Below are 18254 nucleotides of genomic sequence, written 5' to 3' on the forward strand. Positions count from 1 at the left end.
CATACGGTGGTGAACCGGGTCTGACCTGGCTAGGCGGTGTTCTTCCAGAGCGACATGTCGCCGGCGAAGTCGCGGAACGTCCGGTTGTTGCCGGCGGGACGAGCGGTGACGTGCCCGCCCCGGACCGCGGCCTGCATGATCCCGGGAGCGTCGGACTCCCGGTACAGGGGCTTGCCCAGGTACTTGACGAGATGCTCCTTCGCCTTCTCCAGCCGGGCGAGGTCACGGCGGCAGTCGGCTTCCCGCAGCCGCCAGCCCGGCCTGACCTTCGGGAAGGCCTCGGGAAACAGCATCAGCCAGGCCTCGATCTCGTAGGCCGCCAGAGCCAGGGCCGAGGGGCAGTCCTTGAACGTGGCGCGCATCTCCTCGGTGATGCGCCTGCGGAGCTTGTCGTAGCTCTCGTCGGCGACCCCGTCGAGGTCGACGTGGATGACCACCCCGGCCAGCTTCGCCGTGTCCGCGACGCCCAGGGCGAACCTCTTGATCTCTTCGAGCCGAGGAGAGAGTTTCGCCTGGGCGCGAGCCAGACGTATGGGCTTCTTCATGTTGATCACGTCGGGGCAGTCGCCCGGGTGCAGCTCCGGGACCAGGTGCCGGAGCACTTCACGGTCGTAGTTCCCCTCGCCGGCCACCACGACGACCGAGCGCCGGCGCCCCCGGGCGGTTCTCGCGCTCACAGTCCACCTCCGAGGGCTCCCGCGAACCAGAGATCACCCATCGGCTCGTACTCGGACTTTTCGATGACCCGCTGTGTGTCCTCCGGCCGGCGGGCCGGGATGCGGGAGGCACCACTCGGCAGCCGCTCGCACACGACGAGTTCCTCGGCCTCCAGCTCGTTGACGAGGGCCGGCGAGTGGGTGGTGACCAGGAACTGGCCGCGGACGCTGGCCTCGCGGAGCCTGCCCGCGAGCAGGCTCAGGGCATGCGGGTGGATTCCGTGGTCGATCTCCTCGATGCACGTCAGCAGCGGAGGCGCCGGATCGTGGAAGATCGCCAGCATGCACAGGATGCGGACGGTTCCCCAGGACGCCTCGTTCAGGCGGGTGCGACCGCGAAGGCCTTCTTCCTCCAGCTCCACCTGCACCAGCGGGGACCCCGGGATGAGTTCCAGGTGGATGTCCCGGATCTGCGGGACCACGGTCCTGACGTCCTCCAGGAGGTACGTCCAGGCATCCCTGTCCTCCCTGAGGCTCAGGAGGAAGTCGGCCAGGTTGGACGCGTCGCTCTCCAGGTACCGGCCCCGCTCGGTGACCGGCGCAGGCTTCCGGGCGGCCCGTACATCGGGGTCGAACACCCGGATCTCGTAAAGATGCCGACCGATCTCGCGCACGGCCCGGCGCTCGGGGGCGGTTTCCGCGAACGGCAGTGCATGGTCCTCGTGGAGGGCGGATGCCATCCGTCCGACGGCCTCCCGCTTCGACGGCCGGACCAGTGGGCTGCTGACCGTCAGCGAACCACTCGTCAGCTCGACCGAGGTCTCCACGCCGTCCACCGGGTGCTGGGCGAACCGCTCCCGCCGGTACGTGGCGTGGCGGGCCTTGGCCCCTTCGGGCAGTCGGGGGCGGGAAACACTTAACTCGTAGCGGTCCGGGCTCTCCTCCGACGCGAACTCGGACCAGATGCCCTCGACCCCGACCGTGATCCGTGACACCGGCTTCCGGCCTCCGCGGAAGGCCAGGACGTCGAACCCCCCGTGTTTTTCGAGCGCCTTTTCGATTCCGCCGTGGGAGACGTCGCCCAGGAATCCCAGCGCCTGCAGAACATTCGACTTGCCCGCCGCGTTCGGGCCGACCATGACGGTCAGAGGCCCGAGCGGCAGCTTCGTGTCGGTCAGTGTGCGGAAGTTGCGCACCGTCAGACCGAGTATGCGGTGGTTCAAGCCTCGTGCCCATCGTGGAACAGCCGGGCGGCAACCGCCCGGTCATCGAACTGGTCGGCGCACGGCGGACGGCTCTGAGGCAGGCTGATGACTGCCTCTCAGTTCTCCACGTGGGCCGTCTACTTGGTGCGTCCGACCGCCGAGCTTCACGAAGAGTACAACTTGCGTCACAGCTCCACCAGGTACTTGCACACTTCAGCCATCCGGACCGAAAGGGCTCTCTTTCCAAACGCCCCGCGGCCCAGGACCCTGACGGGGCGGGATGTGCGCGGGCAGTGCCGAGGGGGAGCCGCGATGTCCGAACCGCTCTACGTTCCCGTTCTTCCGGCTCGGCCGCATGCGGCCGAGGCATATCGCCGTCTGCGGCCGGACGTCCGGGCCGCACTCATGCCCGTGTGGAACCTTCCGCCGCTGCCTGCCGTGGCGCCGACGGAGATGGACGCCGCAGTCCGGAGGTTCGTCCGACCTACGTCGTCCGGTGCCTGCCCTTCAGCTGAACCGGCGGCAGCGGCACGTTCAGTCGAACAGTGGCGCCAGCGCCTCCCCGCCCGCCAGGATCCGCCATGCCGGAACCCGTACCGTCCGGCCCACCGGGCACGCCTTCGCCCCGTAGCCCCCGGACGGCAGCCCGGTCAGCAGGTCACCCCGCGCGTGGGTCAGCCGCAGGTGCCGTGCCGGGTCGCCACCGTTGTGCGGGCCGGTGTCGATCAGCACCGCCGTGTTCTCCCCGGCCTCGGTGAACAGCAGATCCACCGGGTGCCCGCCGACCACCGCCGCCCGCTCCAGATCGGAGATGCCGCGTTCGGTGAGGTACTGCTGGAGCCGGTCGGCCAGCTCCTCCCGGAACCCGGGCACCGAGGATGCCGTGGACACCGGCCCGCCGTCCTCGCCGGCGTCCGCTCCCAGCGGCACCGAGCGTCCCGCGAGCAGGGTCGGCAGACCGCTCTGCCCCTGCCAGAAGGCGTGACCGCCCACGGTGATCAGCTGTGACTTGGCCCGGGTGACCGCCACGTTCCACAGGTTGACCTGGCTCGCGACCCAGTGCGTCGTCCTCGGCGGCGTGTTGTGGGTGGCCACCGGGCTCAGCACCATCACGTCGCGCTGACCGCCCTGGAAGGCGTGCACCGTGCCGACCCGGACCCGGTCGTCGTCGCGCCACACGCGCGCCAGTGCCTCCTTCTGCGCCCGGAACGGCGTGACCACCCCCACCGTCGCGTCCTGCGGCAGCCCCGCGAGCAGCTCGTCCACCACCCGCCGTACGGCCTCCCCCTCGACCGCGTTGCGCCAGGACCGCCCGTCGCCGCCGCGCGCCGACTCACCGTGCGGTACGTCGACCCAGCCCAGCACCGGCGCCGGATCGGCCGCCCCCACCGGGTCGAGCGCCGGGACCTGCCGCCGTACGTCGGTAAGTACCTGCAACCGGCCCGCGTAGCAGTAGCCGTTGACGATGTCGGCGATCCGCGGGTGGCACCGGTAGTGCTCGTCGAGGAGCAGCGCGGAGTCGCCGTGCTGCTCGGCCGCGTGGTACGAGGAGTACACGTGGTACGTGAGCCGGTGGTCCTCCAGCTGTGCCGCGCTCAGCCCGGCCCTGACCCGCGCCTGCTGTTCCTGCTGCGGTGACACGCCGGGGATGTGCCCCAGCTGCATCGGGTCGCCGATGACCAGTGCCCGGCGCGCCCGGAAGAGCAGCGGCAGCACCGAGGGGATGGAGCACTGGCTGGCCTCGTCGATGACGACGAGGTCGAACAGCTTCGGGGCGAGTTCGAGCTGCCGCACCGAATGGGTGCTCACGGCCCACCCCTTGATGTGCGTCATCAGGTTCTTCTGGCTCCGCTGGTAGCCCGAGCGGCCCCGGAGCGCCTGGAGCCGCTGTCCCATGAGCCCGCGTGCCCTCGTCAGCGTCTCGGTGGACACCGCCCGCGACAGCTCCGCCGACAGTTCGGACAGCGTGTCCGCGGCCTCCAGCCGTGACCGCCTCAGCCCGTCCTCGTCCCATCCCGTGTGCCGGGGTACGAGCTCCCGCACCTCCCGCTCCACGGCCACCGCGTCCGCCAGCGACTCCAGCAGCTCGCCCCGCACCGGCCGCCCGGTCGCCCACCCCGGCCACGACGGCCGGTCCGGACGCTCTCCCTCCGGGGCATCGGCCACCGCCGAGACCAGCGCGGCCAGCGCCCGCCCCCGACGCCACGGGCCGAGCAGCCACCAACGGGCCCCGGCCACCTTCCGCGCCCTGTCTTCCCAGCGCCCCAGCGCGGCCACACCGTCCTCGTCCGCCGCCCAGACGCCTTCCAGGAGCGGCAGCGGCAACTCCAGCGCGGCCGCCCGCTCCGCCCGCTCCCGGAGCAGCTCCAGCAGCCGCACCTCCTCACCGACACGGTGCGCGGCCTCCGCCCGCAGCCCGTCGGCGGTCTTGCGGGCGCTCCGCAACTGCCCGCCCACGGTGGCCGATCCCCGTCGCGGGGCTTCGGCGACCTCGCCGAGCAGCCGTTCCAGCTTGGCCGCCTCCCGCTCCAGCGCCTCGGCGTTGCCGGTCCGCATCAGCAGTCCCGGAGCGATGTCGTCGCAGCGTTCGGCCACGACGTTCACAGCCTCGTTGTTCGTCGAGGCGACCAGCACGGACTGCCCGGCGGCGACACAGGTGGTGACGACGGCGGTGACGACCTCGCTCTTGCCCGTCCCGGGCGGCCCGGTCGCCACCGTCAAGGGCCGCGTCATCGCCGAGGAGATCACCGACTCCTGACTCTCGTTGCACGGCCCAGGGGCCACCACGTCGGTCCAAGCGCCGTGCGCACCGCCCTCGCCACCACTCAGCAGCGCGTCCAGGGCGGTGCCGGGGATCCGACCGGTCCGCGTCGACATCTGCAGCAGGTTGTCCACCAGGGCCTGGGTGGCGATGGCCTCCACACCCGAGGGCACCAGCAGGACGGCCGCGTTGTGCGCGCCGGGCCGCAGCGCCTGCATCACCGTCCGCTCGCTGAGCGCCGACGGGTCGAGCGGCTCCAGTTCCGGCAGCCCCAGCTGCTCCAGCAACTCCCGTACGGCGAGCAGCATCTGCGCGTCGTTGCCCTCTTGCCAGGACGGCTGCCAGCGCGCGACGAGGTCGGCCGCGTCACCCGCGTCCAGCAACTCCGCTACGACACCGGTGTGCAGGGACGGCACACCACTGGGCCGGAGCACGTCCCGGCCCTGATCGTCCGGCGCGAGTTCCATCTGCTGGATGAGCAGCGGCGCCAGTTCCACCGCCGTACGGCGCCCCCGGCCCCCGCCGTCCCGCACCGGCAGCGTGATCGCCGGATAGCCGTACCAGTACTCCTGCTGCGCCCCCGCGTCACGGCCGTCCGCACCGGCCGGCCTGCCCTGCGGCCTGGGCAGCTTCCCCGGAGCGGGAAAGGTGGAGCCCCGCCCGGACTGGATGGTCTCCTCGCCCTGGCCCAGCAGGAAGTACTTCGAGTCGCGCCCGCTGTCCCGGTCGGGTCGCATGCCGGCCGCCGCCTGCGCGGTGAGGCAGTGCGCGTAGTACCGCAGCAGCCGCTGCCAGTCGACGCCGTCCCGGGCGTCCAGCGCGGCCAGTTCCCGTGCCTTCAGCAGGGCGGGGGAGCGCCGGCCGGCCTCGGCCGCGTCGCGGGGCAGCGCCGGGATGTGCACCGGGCGCGCCACCGATCGGGCGAAGGGCAGGCTGCGCGTGGCCCTGATCGTGGACTTGGTGGGGCGCTGCTCCTCAGGTACGCCGTCGCGCGCCATCTGCGCGGTGAGATAGTCGAACAGGTCGTCCGGTGTGATCCAGCCGCCGCCCTTGATCCGCCCGTTGCGCAGGCCCTCCACGATCTCCCCGGTGAACCGGGACGTACCGAGGCTCGACCCGCGCGGCGCCATCGCGGACGCGGACTGGAGGGCGTCGGAGGCGGTGATGAAGTACACGCCCGTCGGCCGCAGCAGGGTGCTCGGCGCGGGCCGTGCGGGCTCCTCCCCGGACCCCTTCGAGGTCCACCCCTGCACGACGGATCCGCTGGAGCAGCAGTCCAGCAGCACCAGCTTCGAGGCGGCCCGGCACGACTGAAGCATGCGCTCGAGGAATTCCGCGGGTACTGCTGTGCCCGGCAGATCGTCCGGGTCGGTGTCCCGGGTCAGGAAGTACAGCTGGTTGTCGTCCTCGCAGAACTCCCCGTGCCCGCTGAAGTAGAGCAGGGCGGTCTCGCTGGGCTGCCGCGCCTCCAGGAACGTCTCGATGGCGTGCAGCATCTCCGCGCGCGCCGGTTCGGGGACCATCGCGCAGTCGTTGTACATCCCGATCTCGGTGTTCTGCAGCACCGCCCGCATGTAGTGCAGGTCGGCGCGCACGGGTGGCAGGTCGCGGTAGGCGTCGCTGTCATACGTGGACACGCCGACGAGCATGGCGAACCGGTCGTTGTCGGTCATGCGGGCTCAGCCCGCCGTGGGAGTGCCGCCAAGGTTCTCGTCGTGCGCGCGGGGAGTGGCCTCACCACCGCCCGCGAGGAAGCGTTCGATCCGCTCGTCGTCCTCGCGGGCCTCCTTCCCGGTGATGCGCAGGGTCGCGCCGTCCGGCCGCTGGACGACGATCGTCCGCTGCGGCACACGCGCCAACCAGATCTGCACCCCCGACGCGACCAGCGAACCGGCGCCGATCAGCACCCCGATGGTGTCGACCGAGAGGCCGCCCTTGTCCGTCCCGCCGGCCGCGGTGCGCTGCCGGGGAACGTCCAGGGCGGCGCCGGGGTCGGCAATGGTGATCGCGGCGAGCAGCTCACGCGCCTCCTTGCGGGCACGCAGCGGGTCCTCGTCGACGATGGCGATCCGGTACCCGGTCCGTTCCTCGGGCGTGGTGGTCACAGCGGGTCCCCCTGTGGTCTGCCGTGCTCCTGGCGGAGGCATGGGCGGACGACGATAGCCGGGGGGACTGACAACGGACGCCCGAGTTTCCGAAAACTCGTCAGGCCTTGGCGGGAAAGCGGCTGACCGGCGGCGGTGCGGTTGTCTCTGCGGGCAGCCACAGCTCCGCCCAGACGGTCTTGCCGGGCCCGTCGACGCGCGGCGCGACCGCCCAACGCGACGCGAGCCGCGCCACGATGAGCAGGCCACGCCCCGATTCCTCGTCACCGGGCGGCTCCTCGGGCGCGAGCGGTGGTACGCGTTCGGTACGGGTGTCGGTGACCTCGACGCGCAGGGTGCGCGGGCTGCCGGCGGTCTCGGTCAGCCGTACGTGGAAGTCCCGACCGGAGACGTGCCCGTGCCGTACGGCGTTGGTGACCAGCTCGGAAGTGACCAGCGTCAGCGTCTCGTTGGCGTGACTGGTGTACGGGTGCCCCCATGAGTCCAGCCGGTGCGAGACGAGGCGGCGGGCGAGGCGGGCTCCTCGTGTGGAGGACGTGAACCGCATCTCGAATTCGCGGAGGGGGCAGGGGCGAGTGACCCCCGGTGCGGGGGAAGTTTCGTTGTTCACGTGGTCCACGCTGACGTGGTGGTTTTACCTTGACGAGATACGGCGCGCATACGGGCGGTCGCTGTACGTGGCCGGTGTGTGGGTGTAAGCGGGGCGGAGCGTGACGGTCGGCGCGGGGGCTGCGTTGGTCGGGGAGGTGGTGAGGGACGTGAGTGAATCGGCGGGACCGGCCGAGGAGGAGTCCGGCGTGGAGGAGGAAGAGCGGGAGGCGGGGGCCGGCTCGGGCATCCTTCGCGTCTTCGGGCGCCAGTTGAAGCGGTTCCGGGTACGGGCGGGGATGGAACGGGCCGAGTTCGGTTCGATGCTGGGCTACTCGGCGTCGACCATCGCCGCGTACGAACAGGGGCGCCGGGTGCCGCCGCCGAAGTTCATCGACCGGGCGGACGAGGTGCTGGACGCGGGTGGGGTCCTTCAGGAGATGAAGGAGGAGGTTGCTCGGGCGCAGTATCCGGCGTTCTTTCGGGATGCGGCGCGGTTGGAGGGAGAGGCGGTTGAGCTTCACGTGTATGACACGCACCTCATCAATGGGCTCTTGCAGACGGAGGAGTACGCGCGGGCCGTGTTCACGATGCGGCGCCCTCTGCTGAGTGACGAGACGATTGAGGAGCGGATTGTCGCGCGTCTCGCCAGGCAGGAGATCTTCACCCGCAGCCCGATGCCGACCATCAGCTTCGTCATCGAGGAGTCGGTGCTGACGCGCCCTGTGGGCGGTGAGCCTGTGATTCGCGGTCAGCTGGAGCAGCTCCTCTTGTGCGGCGAACGACGCAACGTCGAGATTCAGGTGATGCCGAACAAGCGGGACGAGCACGCCGGTTTGGCCGGTCCCTTCACCTTGATCGAGACGCAGGATGCGCGGAGGATCGCCTACGTCGAGGCGTACAAGCACAGCCGCCTCTACACCGACCGGGGGACTGTCCGAGAACTGGAGGAGCAGTACGGTCTGCTCAGAGCTCAGGCTCTCACCCCGCGCGAGTCGCTGACACTCATCGAGAAACTGCTTGGAGAGACATGAACGTCGACGGTGCTGAAGTTACTGCGTGGCGCACGAGCAGCTATAGCAGTGGTGAGGGCGGCCAGTGCGTTGAGGTGGCTACTTCCGCTCACGCCATCCACGTGCGGGACTCCAAGGACACGAGCCGACCGGGCCTTGCCGTCGATGCTGAGGCTTGGACCGCGTTTGTCGGCTTCGCCGTCAGGTAGGGCTCTGCCCCTGGTCATGTGCCAGGGGCAGAGCTGTGTCCGGCAGGGGCCGCCAGCTATGCCTGTACCGCTTCGCGGATGGGCGGCGTCCAGCGCCCGGCGGCGATCTCCGCGTCCAGCCGGGCCTGGAAGTGTGCGTGTGCGGCCCTCATCTCAGCCTCCCGGTCGGCCTTGTAGAAGGGGGCCTGGTAGCCCTCCGGGGGCGGAGTGTGCTCCGGGTCTTCCAAGTGGGCGAGGAGATCGACGTAGTCCTGCTTGGTCTGGCCGTGGCCGTATGTGTTGAAGTCGCCCGCGATCTTTCGGCCGTTAGCGTCGAAGTAGGTCGCCGACTCGTAGTCGTACAGCTGCGGATAGCGAGACTTGAAGATCGCGGCGAGTTGGTCGGCGGTGATTCCGAGCCAGACGGCGACGAGGGCGTCGAGTTCGACGAGCGCAGCGCGGCGCTCGTGCTCGGTGCGGAGTGGGGTGCTGTACTGCCAGGTCGGCTTGAGGCCCCCGGCGAGGGACGGGAGGTGAGGCCAGTGGGGGTTGACCCAGTCTTCGTAGCCTGCCCAGCGCGGGTCGAACAGCTCCTTCCAGAGGGGGGCGTAGTGGGTGGTGAGGGCGTTTAGGCGGAGGGTGCGTAGGAGGAGGGCGGCGGCGAGGGGATGCGTTGGGTCGGGGGCGGGCATTTTGCGGGCCTCGCCGGTCTGGAGGTCGGAGCGGCCGGTGATGCGAAGTAGGTAGTCGAGAGGCAGCGTTGCCCAGAAACCCGCATTGAGAGCGGTAAGGCGATTGTCGGTCAGGGCCATGGACTGCACGGTGTGGATGTGAGCAGGACCGGGCGGAATGAGAGCGGCTTGCAGGCTGCGGCTGGTGTTGAAAGGGATCATCCTCCGCCAGGCCAACCGAAAGAATGCAGTGAACGGCTTTCCGGACCATGAGTCCTGGGCCGCGAGGTACGTCACCTCATCGGCGGCCCGAACATAGTTGGTCACGGGGACGTATCTCTCGGGCAGTTGCGTCGGGGCGAGCAGATCCCAGTCTCTATTGCTCCGGCAGGGGACCCTCGGTTCTTTTGAGAAGGGAAGCGCTGATGCGAAGTGCGGTCCTTGGAGAATGACATCCCCGAGTTCAGGGACCGCCTGGTTTGCCCAACGAATCAAGGCTTCCCTCTTGGCTCCGGCCTCGTCGTACCCCCTTGAGATCATTGGGTGGTAGTCGGCCAGGCTGTTGGGATAGGCAGCCAGGGCCTCGATGGCTCCTTGTTCGCCGATAAGGACTGGGTACAGCAGGGGAGTCTGTGACGCTCCACCGGTCGAGCCCGTCAAAGCATGCCAACTCGCCAGCAAGTCTGGTGTGACATGTACGACGCGCTCCCGGTGCGGGCGGATGTCCCACAAGCCGTTGTGCTTGATACCAGGGGCTGGTCCTTGTCCGTCATGAGTTAGCGAATCGGGCAAGATTTCTGCATCACGGAGCTCGCTGAGGTGTAGGAAATCAGGCTCCTGTGCTGCTCCATAGATGTGCAGTCCGAATTCCCAACCACGGTCAAGGTCTTCAAACGCCCAGTTCGCTGAGTTCACGAAGTGTGCATGGACTCGAAGGTGCCGATAGGCGGCGGCTCGGATGGTTCCTTCACGGACGCCAGCAAAGTGCGTGTCGGGATGGATCATGCCAGCGCTGCCGCCCGACGCGATGTGCTGCCACACCACGCCCATGAAGGCCCGGTAAAGGTCGCCTTGGGTTCCGAGAAGGAGCGGATACGTGGCCAGACTTCCTAGCGTAGCGACGCCCCCTGCATGAGTAGCCAGCTCGCTGAGAAGGAAATCTCGACTGTGTGAACGAGTGGCCAGTACGTCTTCCTTGCGGAGCCGCCACTCTGCCGCACTCGGCTTTTCTGCCAATACGAACCAAGGCTCCAGTTCGGCCAGAACAACATCCTCATGCCACCGCGGCCGAACCCAAGGCGGATTCCCCACCTGCAACTCAAACCCACCCCGCGCAAACACCTGCGCGAACTCCAGCTCCCAGTGGAAGAACCCCTGAGCCTTGGCCACATCCTTCGCGACGCCCGCCCAAAGGAACCGGTTCTCCAGCCACTGGAACCGGTCCATGCCCATCCACTCGGGCAGCTCGTCCTCGTACACCGACAGGTCGTCCAGCGTCTCGAACGTCGACACCAGCGACTCACCCGGAACGTCCTGCGTACCCAGCAACGCCTCCGCGAAGTCCAGCCAGTCGTCCAGCGAGGCCAGCGGAATCACCTCCCGGCGCTGCCCCTTGACCTGCTCCGCGCGGCGCCCGGTGCGGCGGCGCGACACCGAATCCCGGGTCAGCGTCATCTGCTGGGGCTCGGCCGCGAACCCCGGCAGGGCGTCCGCCTCCCAGGCCAGCAGGACCCCGGAGTCGTCCTCACCGGCCGCAGAAACGCCCGCCGCCTCGAACTGCGCCGCCCGCTCCGCCAACGCCTCGGCCCGCGCGTACTTCTCGTCCGTACCGTCCAGCAGCGCAGCGCTCTGCACGGGCCAGAACCACAGCGCGCACCACGTGTTCATGAGCGTCTTCAGCCGCCAGTACGGGGTGTCCTCGGCCTCGAGGTCGGCCAGCACCTCGTCCCGCTGCACCGCGACCTCCGGCCGCCGCAGCCAGTCGCCCTCCGCGCCCCACACCTCGATCCGCCGGGAGATGTCCCGTTCCGACAGCTCCAGCCGCCGTACGACCAGCCCCCACAGGTACTCGGCCCGCCGGGCCAGCCCCTGGAGCCGGGCCGTCTGCTTCGCCGTAGGCGACTTCGTGATCGCCTTCCGCCAGGTGCCCAGCGCCTTCGCCGCATCCGGCGCGAGCGCCTTCGCCTCCTTCTCGGCCGCGACCGCTCCCCACTCCTTCGCGGGCAGCAGGAAGTGGTGCACCGCGCCTTCCGGCAGCCGCTCACCCGCCACCGCGTCCGCCAGCGGGAACCGCTCGGGAGTGGTTCCCAGCCAGCCGCCCTTCTTCAGACGGTCGGCCGGGTACACCTCCCGCCGCCCGCCGATCAGCGAGTTGCCGCGCCGCAGGTGCAGGCCGAACCAGGGGGCCTCCATACCGGGGTGCATGGTGTTGAGCCACAGTGAGACCTCGGCCAGCTCCACAGCCGTCTCGTTGAGGTCGACGCCGTACGAGTTGTGCAGCGCGATGTACGCCTTCGCCTTCTGGAGCTCGACGGCGTACTGCTCGGTGTCGATCGACCGGCCCAACTCGCTCTGCCTGCGCCGCAGATACTCGGCGGCGACCTGGTTGATCGCCTCGTTGAGGAACGCGCCGGAGCCGAGGGCCGGCTCGCAGATCCGCCAGTTCAGCAGGTCCTTCGCCTCGGTCTCGTCGGTGAGCAGCTGCTGGAGGGCGAGCTGCACGGTCACCTTCGTCAGGGACTCCGGCGTGTAGTACGAGGCGGAGGTCTGCCGGTCGCGGCCGGAGAGGCGGTACACGAACGAACCCGGGGCGTAGCTCACCCGCCTGTCCTCGCCCGTGTGCCGGTCCCGGCGTCGTACGAACACCGAGTCCGGGTACTCGTCGATCTTCGACTTGGGGACCAGCCAGGAGCCGTCCTTCGGGTCGCCGCCCTTCGCGACCTCGTACAGCTCCTCGCCCGCGATGAAGCCGCTGTACGACATCAGGCCCTCGTACACCGCGCCGAGCTGGTTGATGCCGAGCTGGGCGTACGAGATGAAGCCGCCGCGCTCGCCCCGCTTGCCCTGGGTGATCATCAGGCTGTGCAGCACCTGGTGGAGCGTGGCGTTGCGCAGGCGGGTGTCGAGGTAGCGGACGGACTCGCCCCGGGCCAGGGCCTCGTCGGAGTCGTGGCGTGGATCGAGGAGGCTGTTCGCGCCGATCAGCCGGATGGCGTCCCGCTCGAACAGCTTGCTGTGCAGCGGCTCGAACCGCAGGCCGACGTCCTCGCTGGTCTTGGCGTCGACGCCGTGGGTGCGGCGCGGGCGGTAGCCGTCCTGGACCTTGCCGAAGAGCAGGTCCAGGGACTCGTACAGGTAGAAGCCGTTGCGCGCGGTGTCGCTGATCGGTTCCCGGTCGGCGATCAGCTCGCCGAGCCGGCCGAGCCCGTACCCCTGCTGGTACTCGGGGTAGTCGGCCGGCAGGATGCCGAGCTCGGGGCGGGCCTCGGCGTACAGGAGGAACAGGATCCGGTAGAGGTAGCGCAGCGACTCGCGGGTCAACTGCCTCCCCAACTCAGGTAGTTCGCCGATGTCCTCCGGGCGCACGCCCTGCTCGCGCAGCCGGTCCAGCACCTCGCCCGCGATCAGCTCGACGCTCTTGCGCAGGCCGTCGCGCAGCTCGCTGGAGACCCCCACCGCGTGCTTGGCCGACTTGCCGACGAGTTCGGAGAGCGGGTTCTCGCCGCCCTCCTCCGGGGTGCGCAGCGAGTCGGCGCCGAACAGCGCGGCCACCGTGTCGAGTTCGCCGCCCGCCCTGGTGTCGTTGCGCTGGAGCGCGGTGTCCAGGGAGACACCGAGGTAGCGGCCCTCGCCCCACACCGCACGGTCGGCGAGGATGATCACTCCGCCGCCGAGCAGCAGGATGTACCGGGGCGGCTCCTCGCAGGCGAACAGGAACTTGGCCAGCTTGTCGCCGGTCTCCACGGGAGCCGTACCGTCGAGCGGCACCGGCTCCAGCAATCGGCCCCGACCCTTCGGGTCGACCGCGGCGTCCGGTTCGGCCGCCCACCCGCAGTCGAGCGCGAGCAGCCCCTTCTCGGCGTGGGCGACCGGGACCTCGTAGGTCTGCCCCGCGCGTACGACCGTGAGGGTGCGAGGCTTGGCGTCGTACCCCAGGGCACGCAGTACCTCGGCGTTCAGTGCCCGTACGCGCTCCCGCCACTTCGGGTCGCCGTAGGTCGCCTTCTCCTCGTCGAGTTCCCGTACTACGGGGATGCCGTCCTCGTCCTCGGGGAGGGCGAAGGAGGACCGGGCCCGGAAGTAGTCCCGGCGCAGCGCCCGGAGCCCGGCGCGGGGCGTCACCGGCAGTTCACCGCCGCCGGGCGCCGCCAGGGTGAGGGCTTCGTCCTCCGTGCCCCGCTCGTCCCCGGCGGGCGGCTTCGCGGCCTCCTCGCGTTCCTTCCACGCCTGCAGCAGGCCCGACTTGAGGTCCTTGGGCAGTACCTCGGCCAGATAGTGGGCCGAGAAGTAGTCGCCGCGGTTGACCAGGGAGTCGTACGTCATGACAGGGCTTCTCTCAGAAGGTCACAGACCATGGGTCACGGGGCGGCGGGCGCGGACGGGACGGTGAGGGAGACGAGCGGCGGCCCGCCGTCGTCCTTCTTGCGGTCCGGGTCCGGCACGAGAACCGCGAGGACCCGCAGCAGCGGCCTGCCCGTCGTCAGCAGGGAGTCGGCGAGATCGGCCAGGCGTTCCTTCGTGCGTTCCCCGGCGAGGGTGGGCTGCCGCCAGGTGCCGAGCCGTCGTTTGTACTGCTCGATGGGCTCGCGCAGCGGTTCGTCCCAGGCGTCGCGGTGGGTGTTGAGGAACGCCTCGGCCGTGTCCAGCACATGGGGGAGAGCCGCGCGCAGCGGCGCGGGCTCGCGGTAGCGGAGCTTGTTCGCCATGGTGGGGCCGACACCGCAGCGGCGCAGCAGCGACACCATGTCGTCGTCGACCAGCCCCTTGCCGGTGGCCTCCAGCCAGGTGACCCCCATCCACTTCACGACCGTGGGCCTGCCCAGCTTGTTCGAGTAGACGCCCTGCACGAGGTAGACGGGCTCGGCCACGTTCGCCGTGATCATCGGGGCCTCCTGGCGGCCCATGCCGACGAGGACCTTGTCGGTGAGCCACTCGACGACCGGGTGCAGGTCCGTCAGCAGGGAGATCTCCGGCCAGCTCGACGTGGACGACTCCCGGGCCCGCTGGAGGGAGTGCTCGGCGAGGCGGCGGTTGAACGTCACGAGCAGGCGCTCGCGCAGCCGCTGTTCGCGCAGATAGTCCATGGGGAGCGCCTTGAGACGGTGGACGAGCTCCGTCGGAGGGCGGAACGAGAGCAGGCCCGACTGCTGGTCGCGGTCCAGGTCCAGCCGGTCGCGGGCGTCCGGGTACACCTCGCGCAGGGCCTCGTCCAGGAAGTGGGCGGTCGAGTCGAAGAGGCGGGGGACGACGGGGCTCGCGGCGGCCCGGCCCGCCGACGGCTCCGTACCGGGGCCACTCGTCGCGGTCGAGCCGTCCGGCTCCGCGCCGTCCGCCTGTGAGGCGTCCTCGCCGACCGGGCCGAAGAAGTCCGCGAGGAAGTCGTCCAGGCCCGCGTCCTCACCGTCCGTGCCGGAGCGGCGGGCGTCCAGGGACTCGTCCACGGTCCGGCCGCGCAGCAGGTCCTGGATGAGGGACTTCTCCTCCGCCTCCGCCCGGTACAGGCCGGTCACCGCCTCCGCGGTGCCCAGCGACCGGTGGGCCTGGTCCTCGCGTTCCAGCAGCCGCTCCGCGACCACGGTGTCGTCCTTGGCGCCCTCGACCTCGCTGGTCAGGATCAGCGCGCGGAACTCCGGGGGACGGGCCTGCCCGTAGCGGTCGATACGGCCGTTGCGCTGCTCGATACGGATCAGCGACCACGGCACGTCGTAGTGCACCAGCTGGTGGCACTGGCGGTGCAGGTTGACGCCCTCGGAGGCCACGTCGCCGGTCAGCAGGACCCGTACGGGCGTGTCGGCCAGGCCGAACTCCTCGACACAGGCCATCTGCTGCTCGTCGGAGAGGCCGCCGTGCATGATCCGGACGCAGTCACGGGCGGCCCGTCCCTTGAACCCCAGTGCCGCGGGCAGCACCTCGGCCAGCCACTCCAGTGTCTGCACGCGCTCGGAGAAGACCACGACCCGCTCGTCCGACCCGGGTCCGACGCCGATCTCCTCGCGCAGCTGCCGTACGAGTGCGGCGAACTTCGCGGAGTCGGCCTCGGTCAGGCCGGCGGCCAGCTCCGACAACCGGCCCAGGGCGGCCAGCTCGGCCTCGGTGCCTCGCCGGTCGTCCTTCTTCTCCAGCGTCCTGGTCCGCGCGGAGACCGTCGCCCGCAGCGCGGCGTGGGAGGACAGGAACGACTTCAGCAGCGTGTACGGGAAGAGGGGCACCGAGCTCACCGAGGTGCCGCCGTCCCCGGGCAGCCAGACGGCGGCCAGCTCCTCGAAGATCTTCTCCTCGGCGGGAGTTGCGGGACAGTGCACGGAATGGGAGGGGCCGCGGTCCGCCCACTGGCCCTTCATCTGCTCCCGCACCTCGGGGCTGATCTTGGTGCGGCGGATGAAGAGGTGCTCGATGTCGGCAGCGCGGTAGTTCTCCGGGTCCCGGATCGCCACCGGGTCGAGGAGGCCGATCAGTTCGGCGAACGACTTCGCGTCGCCGTTGTGCGGGGTCGCGGAGGCCAGGATCAGGGCGTCGGTGCGGGGTGCGAGGGTGCGTGCGAGCTGGTTGCGCAGCGAACCGCGGTTGATCAGGTTGTGCGACTCGTCGATGACGACCGCGTCCCAGCGGATCTGCTCCAGATGGTGCTGGTACTGGTCGGTGTTCTTCAGGGTGTCGATGGAGACGATGACCCGCTTGAACGAGGTGAAGGGGTTGCGGCCGGCCGGGATCTCCCGCTGGATCCGCTCGATGCCGACCGAGTCCAGCCGCACCAGCGGGATCGCGAACCGTGTCCACAGCTCGTGCTGGAACTGCTCCAGCACATGCTGCGGGGTGACGACCAGGATGCGCTCGCCCCGGCCGCGACGGATCAGCTCGGCCAGCGTCAGACCGATCTCCAGGGTCTTGCCGAGACCCACCACGTCCGCGATCAGCAACCGCGGGCGGAGATTCCCGCCGGACAGGGCCAGCTCGGCGGGGCGCCGCTGGTACGGCAGCGGGTCCATCAGGAACGAGTCCGCGAGGGCGAGCCGGCGCTCCGACTGGGGGAGCGCGGTGCGGCGCAGGACCGCCTCCAGGAACAGCCGGGAGCGGCGGTAGTTCGGGGAGTCGTCCATGACGAGAGACGTCTCGCGCGGGTCGAGCAGCTCGATGCGGTCCAGGGCGGAGAAGAACACGGCCTCCTGGTCGCGGACGAACTCCGACACCCCGACCACCTCGATCCGGGTGCCGTCCTCGGCCGTCGGCATGGAGCTTCTGACCAGCCACTCCTCGTCCCGCACGACCACCTGGGCACCGGCCGGGTACTGGTCCTGGCCGGTCGGGACGCCACTCTGCTCCGCGCTGGTCTGGACGGCGGTCACCCGTGGCCTCCTGAGGCGGTTCGGTCGTGCATGGTCAGGCCCCCCTTCAGAGCCCGCCCATTATCGCTGGTCGCGCGGGCGTACGGGTCAGAAGGGTGTACTGGCCGCGTATGCCTCGCGCAGCCGCTGCGCGGTGGTCCGGGCCTGGGCGGAATGCCGCAGCGAGCGCCGTCGGACGCTGCTGTCCCCACTGCTCACACGGCCTCGGCCCGCCGGGCGTACCGGGGACCGTGCGCCGTCCGGCTCCGTGGCCCGCTCCGTCGGTTCTCGCCCCACCGCGGTGGGGGCGGGTGTGCCGTCGGCGGGCGGGGGCGTGGAGGTCTCGACGCGGGCGAGGATGAGGCGCGGATCCGTGGAGGACGGCACCTGGGCGGGAGGCGTCGGCGGGGCGGGCACCGCGGAATCCCCATGGGTGGGCCGCGATCCGCCCGGCCTCTGGCGGGCCGACTCGGTCGCCGGCGTCTCCGGCTCCAGTCGACTCGGCTCGGCATCGGCCGGGACACGGGCCGTCCACGCCCGGTCCGGCGCTGCCGGTCCCGCCCCGGCCGGACGATCCACCGCGAGCAGGTCGTCGAGTACATGCGCCGGGGCGGCCGTGTGGTTCGTGAGCCGGCGCCGTGCCTGGGCGACCTTGAACCCCCGCGCCTCGATCAGGGTCCGGCACCGCCGTACGACGTCGTCGAGCGTCGGCCGGTCCTCGGCACGGTGGGCGAGCATGGCCGTCAGCAGCGGCACCAGCTCCTCCGGCGTTCCCGAGAGGTCGGGCGCGGTCGCCGGATCGACGACCTGGTGGAACAGGAGATGGATGTTGTCGGCCCGGTAGGGAGCATGCCCCGAGGCCGCGAACAGCAGCACGGCACCCAACGCGTACACGTCGACCGCGGGTGTCAGCGGCTTCTCGCCGTTCGCCTGCTCCGGAGGCATGTAGGAGGGGGTGCCGACGACCGTGTTGGCCGCGGTCAGCGACACGCTGGACTCCGCGAACACCGCGAGCCCGAAGTCGATCACCTTGGGCCCGTTGGGGCCGAGCAGCACGTTGGCGGGCTTCAGATCACGGTGGAGCAGCCCCTGCTTGTGAACCGTCGCCAGCGCCTCCGCGAGCGTCGCGCCCAGCGAGGCGGTGAGCAGGGCGTCGAGCGGACCGTGCCTGCTCACATGCCTGCTGAGGTCCAGCCCCTCGACGTACTCGGTCGCCAGCCACGGCGGATCCGCGTCCGGGTCGGCGTCCAGGAGGGCGGCGATGCGAGCTCCCCAGACGGCCTTGAGGATCTCCACCTCCTGAGCGAACCTGAGCCGGGTCTCGGAGTCCACGACGGACGGCTTGATCACCTTCACCGCGGCCGGCTCCCCGCCCGGCGACTCCCCCAGGTACACCTGCCCCATACCGCCCTGCCCGATCCGCCCGAGCAGCTCGTAGCCGCCCAGCTGGGAGGGGTCTTCGGGGCTGAGGGGCGCGATGTGCAAGTGGGTCCTCACAATCGGTACAGGCTGCCGGGGCAGGGGTT

The 18254-nt window shown here is 70.2% G+C and carries 10 protein-coding genes; 2 read left to right on the top strand and 8 right to left on the bottom strand.

Features of this window, described 5'->3' with window-relative positions:
• Window positions 1-29 precede the first annotated feature (29 nt).
• The 5 genes from ABZ876_RS17530 to ABZ876_RS17550 all read right to left on the bottom strand — a co-directional run bounded on the left by ABZ876_RS17530 (window position 30) and on the right by ABZ876_RS17550 (window position 7337).
• Window positions 30-677 (bottom strand): hypothetical protein, encoded by a 648-nt coding sequence (locus ABZ876_RS17530; protein WP_361781190.1) that lies wholly within the window; start codon window positions 675-677, stop codon window positions 30-32.
• Window positions 674-1879, bottom strand: a complete 1206-nt coding sequence (locus ABZ876_RS17535) for an AAA family ATPase (RefSeq protein ID WP_361781193.1) — start codon at window positions 1877-1879, stop codon at window positions 674-676. The genes ABZ876_RS17530 and ABZ876_RS17535 overlap by 4 nt, the downstream gene beginning before the upstream one ends.
• Window positions 1880-2395: 516 nt before the next feature.
• Window positions 2396-6295, bottom strand: coding sequence for an AAA domain-containing protein (locus ABZ876_RS17540; RefSeq protein ID WP_361781196.1), 3900 nt, complete (start codon window positions 6293-6295; stop codon window positions 2396-2398).
• A gap of 6 nt (window positions 6296-6301) precedes the next feature.
• Window positions 6302-6727, bottom strand: coding sequence for a hypothetical protein (locus ABZ876_RS17545; protein WP_361781199.1), 426 nt, complete (start codon window positions 6725-6727; stop codon window positions 6302-6304).
• 100 nt (window positions 6728-6827) lie between these two features.
• Complete coding sequence (locus tag ABZ876_RS17550; protein WP_361781202.1) at window positions 6828-7337, bottom strand: ATP-binding protein; 510 nt, start codon at window positions 7335-7337, stop codon at window positions 6828-6830.
• A 187-nt stretch (window positions 7338-7524) separates the two neighbouring features.
• On the opposite strand from ABZ876_RS17550, the gene ABZ876_RS17555 reads away from it, so the two are divergent.
• Window positions 7525-8349, top strand: a complete 825-nt coding sequence (locus ABZ876_RS17555; RefSeq protein WP_361781341.1) for a helix-turn-helix transcriptional regulator — start codon at window positions 7525-7527, stop codon at window positions 8347-8349.
• Window positions 8346-8537 carry a DUF397 domain-containing protein gene (locus ABZ876_RS17560; RefSeq protein ID WP_361781205.1) on the top strand — a complete coding sequence of 64 codons (192 nt, stop codon included), beginning with the start codon at window positions 8346-8348 and terminating at the stop codon, window positions 8535-8537. Before ABZ876_RS17555 ends, ABZ876_RS17560 begins: the two co-directional genes overlap by 4 nt.
• Window positions 8538-8593: 56 nt before the next feature.
• Here the strand turns inward: ABZ876_RS17560 and ABZ876_RS17565 are convergent, their stop codons facing one another.
• The 3 genes from ABZ876_RS17565 to ABZ876_RS17575 all read right to left on the bottom strand — a co-directional run bounded on the left by ABZ876_RS17565 (window position 8594) and on the right by ABZ876_RS17575 (window position 18213).
• Window positions 8594-13729: a class I SAM-dependent DNA methyltransferase gene (locus tag ABZ876_RS17565; RefSeq protein ID WP_361781208.1), complete on the bottom strand. Its 5136-nt coding sequence runs from the start codon at window positions 13727-13729 to the stop codon at window positions 8594-8596.
• 35 nt (window positions 13730-13764) lie between these two features.
• The gene (locus ABZ876_RS17570) at window positions 13765-16749 is read right to left on the bottom strand and encodes a DEAD/DEAH box helicase (protein WP_361781211.1); all 2985 of its coding nucleotides are present in this window, start codon (window positions 16747-16749) and stop codon (window positions 13765-13767) included.
• A gap of 87 nt (window positions 16750-16836) precedes the next feature.
• Window positions 16837-18213 (bottom strand): protein kinase, encoded by a 1377-nt coding sequence (locus tag ABZ876_RS17575; RefSeq protein WP_361781214.1) that lies wholly within the window; start codon window positions 18211-18213, stop codon window positions 16837-16839.
• Window positions 18214-18254 lie beyond the last annotated feature (41 nt).

The organism is Streptomyces sp. NPDC046931, from assembly GCF_040644655.1.
Classification (GTDB): Bacteria; Actinomycetota; Actinomycetes; order Streptomycetales; family Streptomycetaceae; genus Streptomyces.

What these genes read in the sequence shown, in the direction of transcription:
- ABZ876_RS17565 (WP_361781208.1), bottom strand. Translation starts at nt 13,729, where the DNA reads ATGACGTACGACTCCCTGGTCAACCGCGGCGACTACTTCTCGGCCCAC.
- ABZ876_RS17540 (WP_361781196.1), bottom strand. Translation starts at nt 6,295, where the DNA reads ATGACCGACAACGACCGGTTCGCCATGCTCGTCGGCGTGTCCACGTAT.
- ABZ876_RS17560 (WP_361781205.1), top strand. Translation starts at nt 8,346, where the DNA reads ATGAACGTCGACGGTGCTGAAGTTACTGCGTGGCGCACGAGCAGCTAT.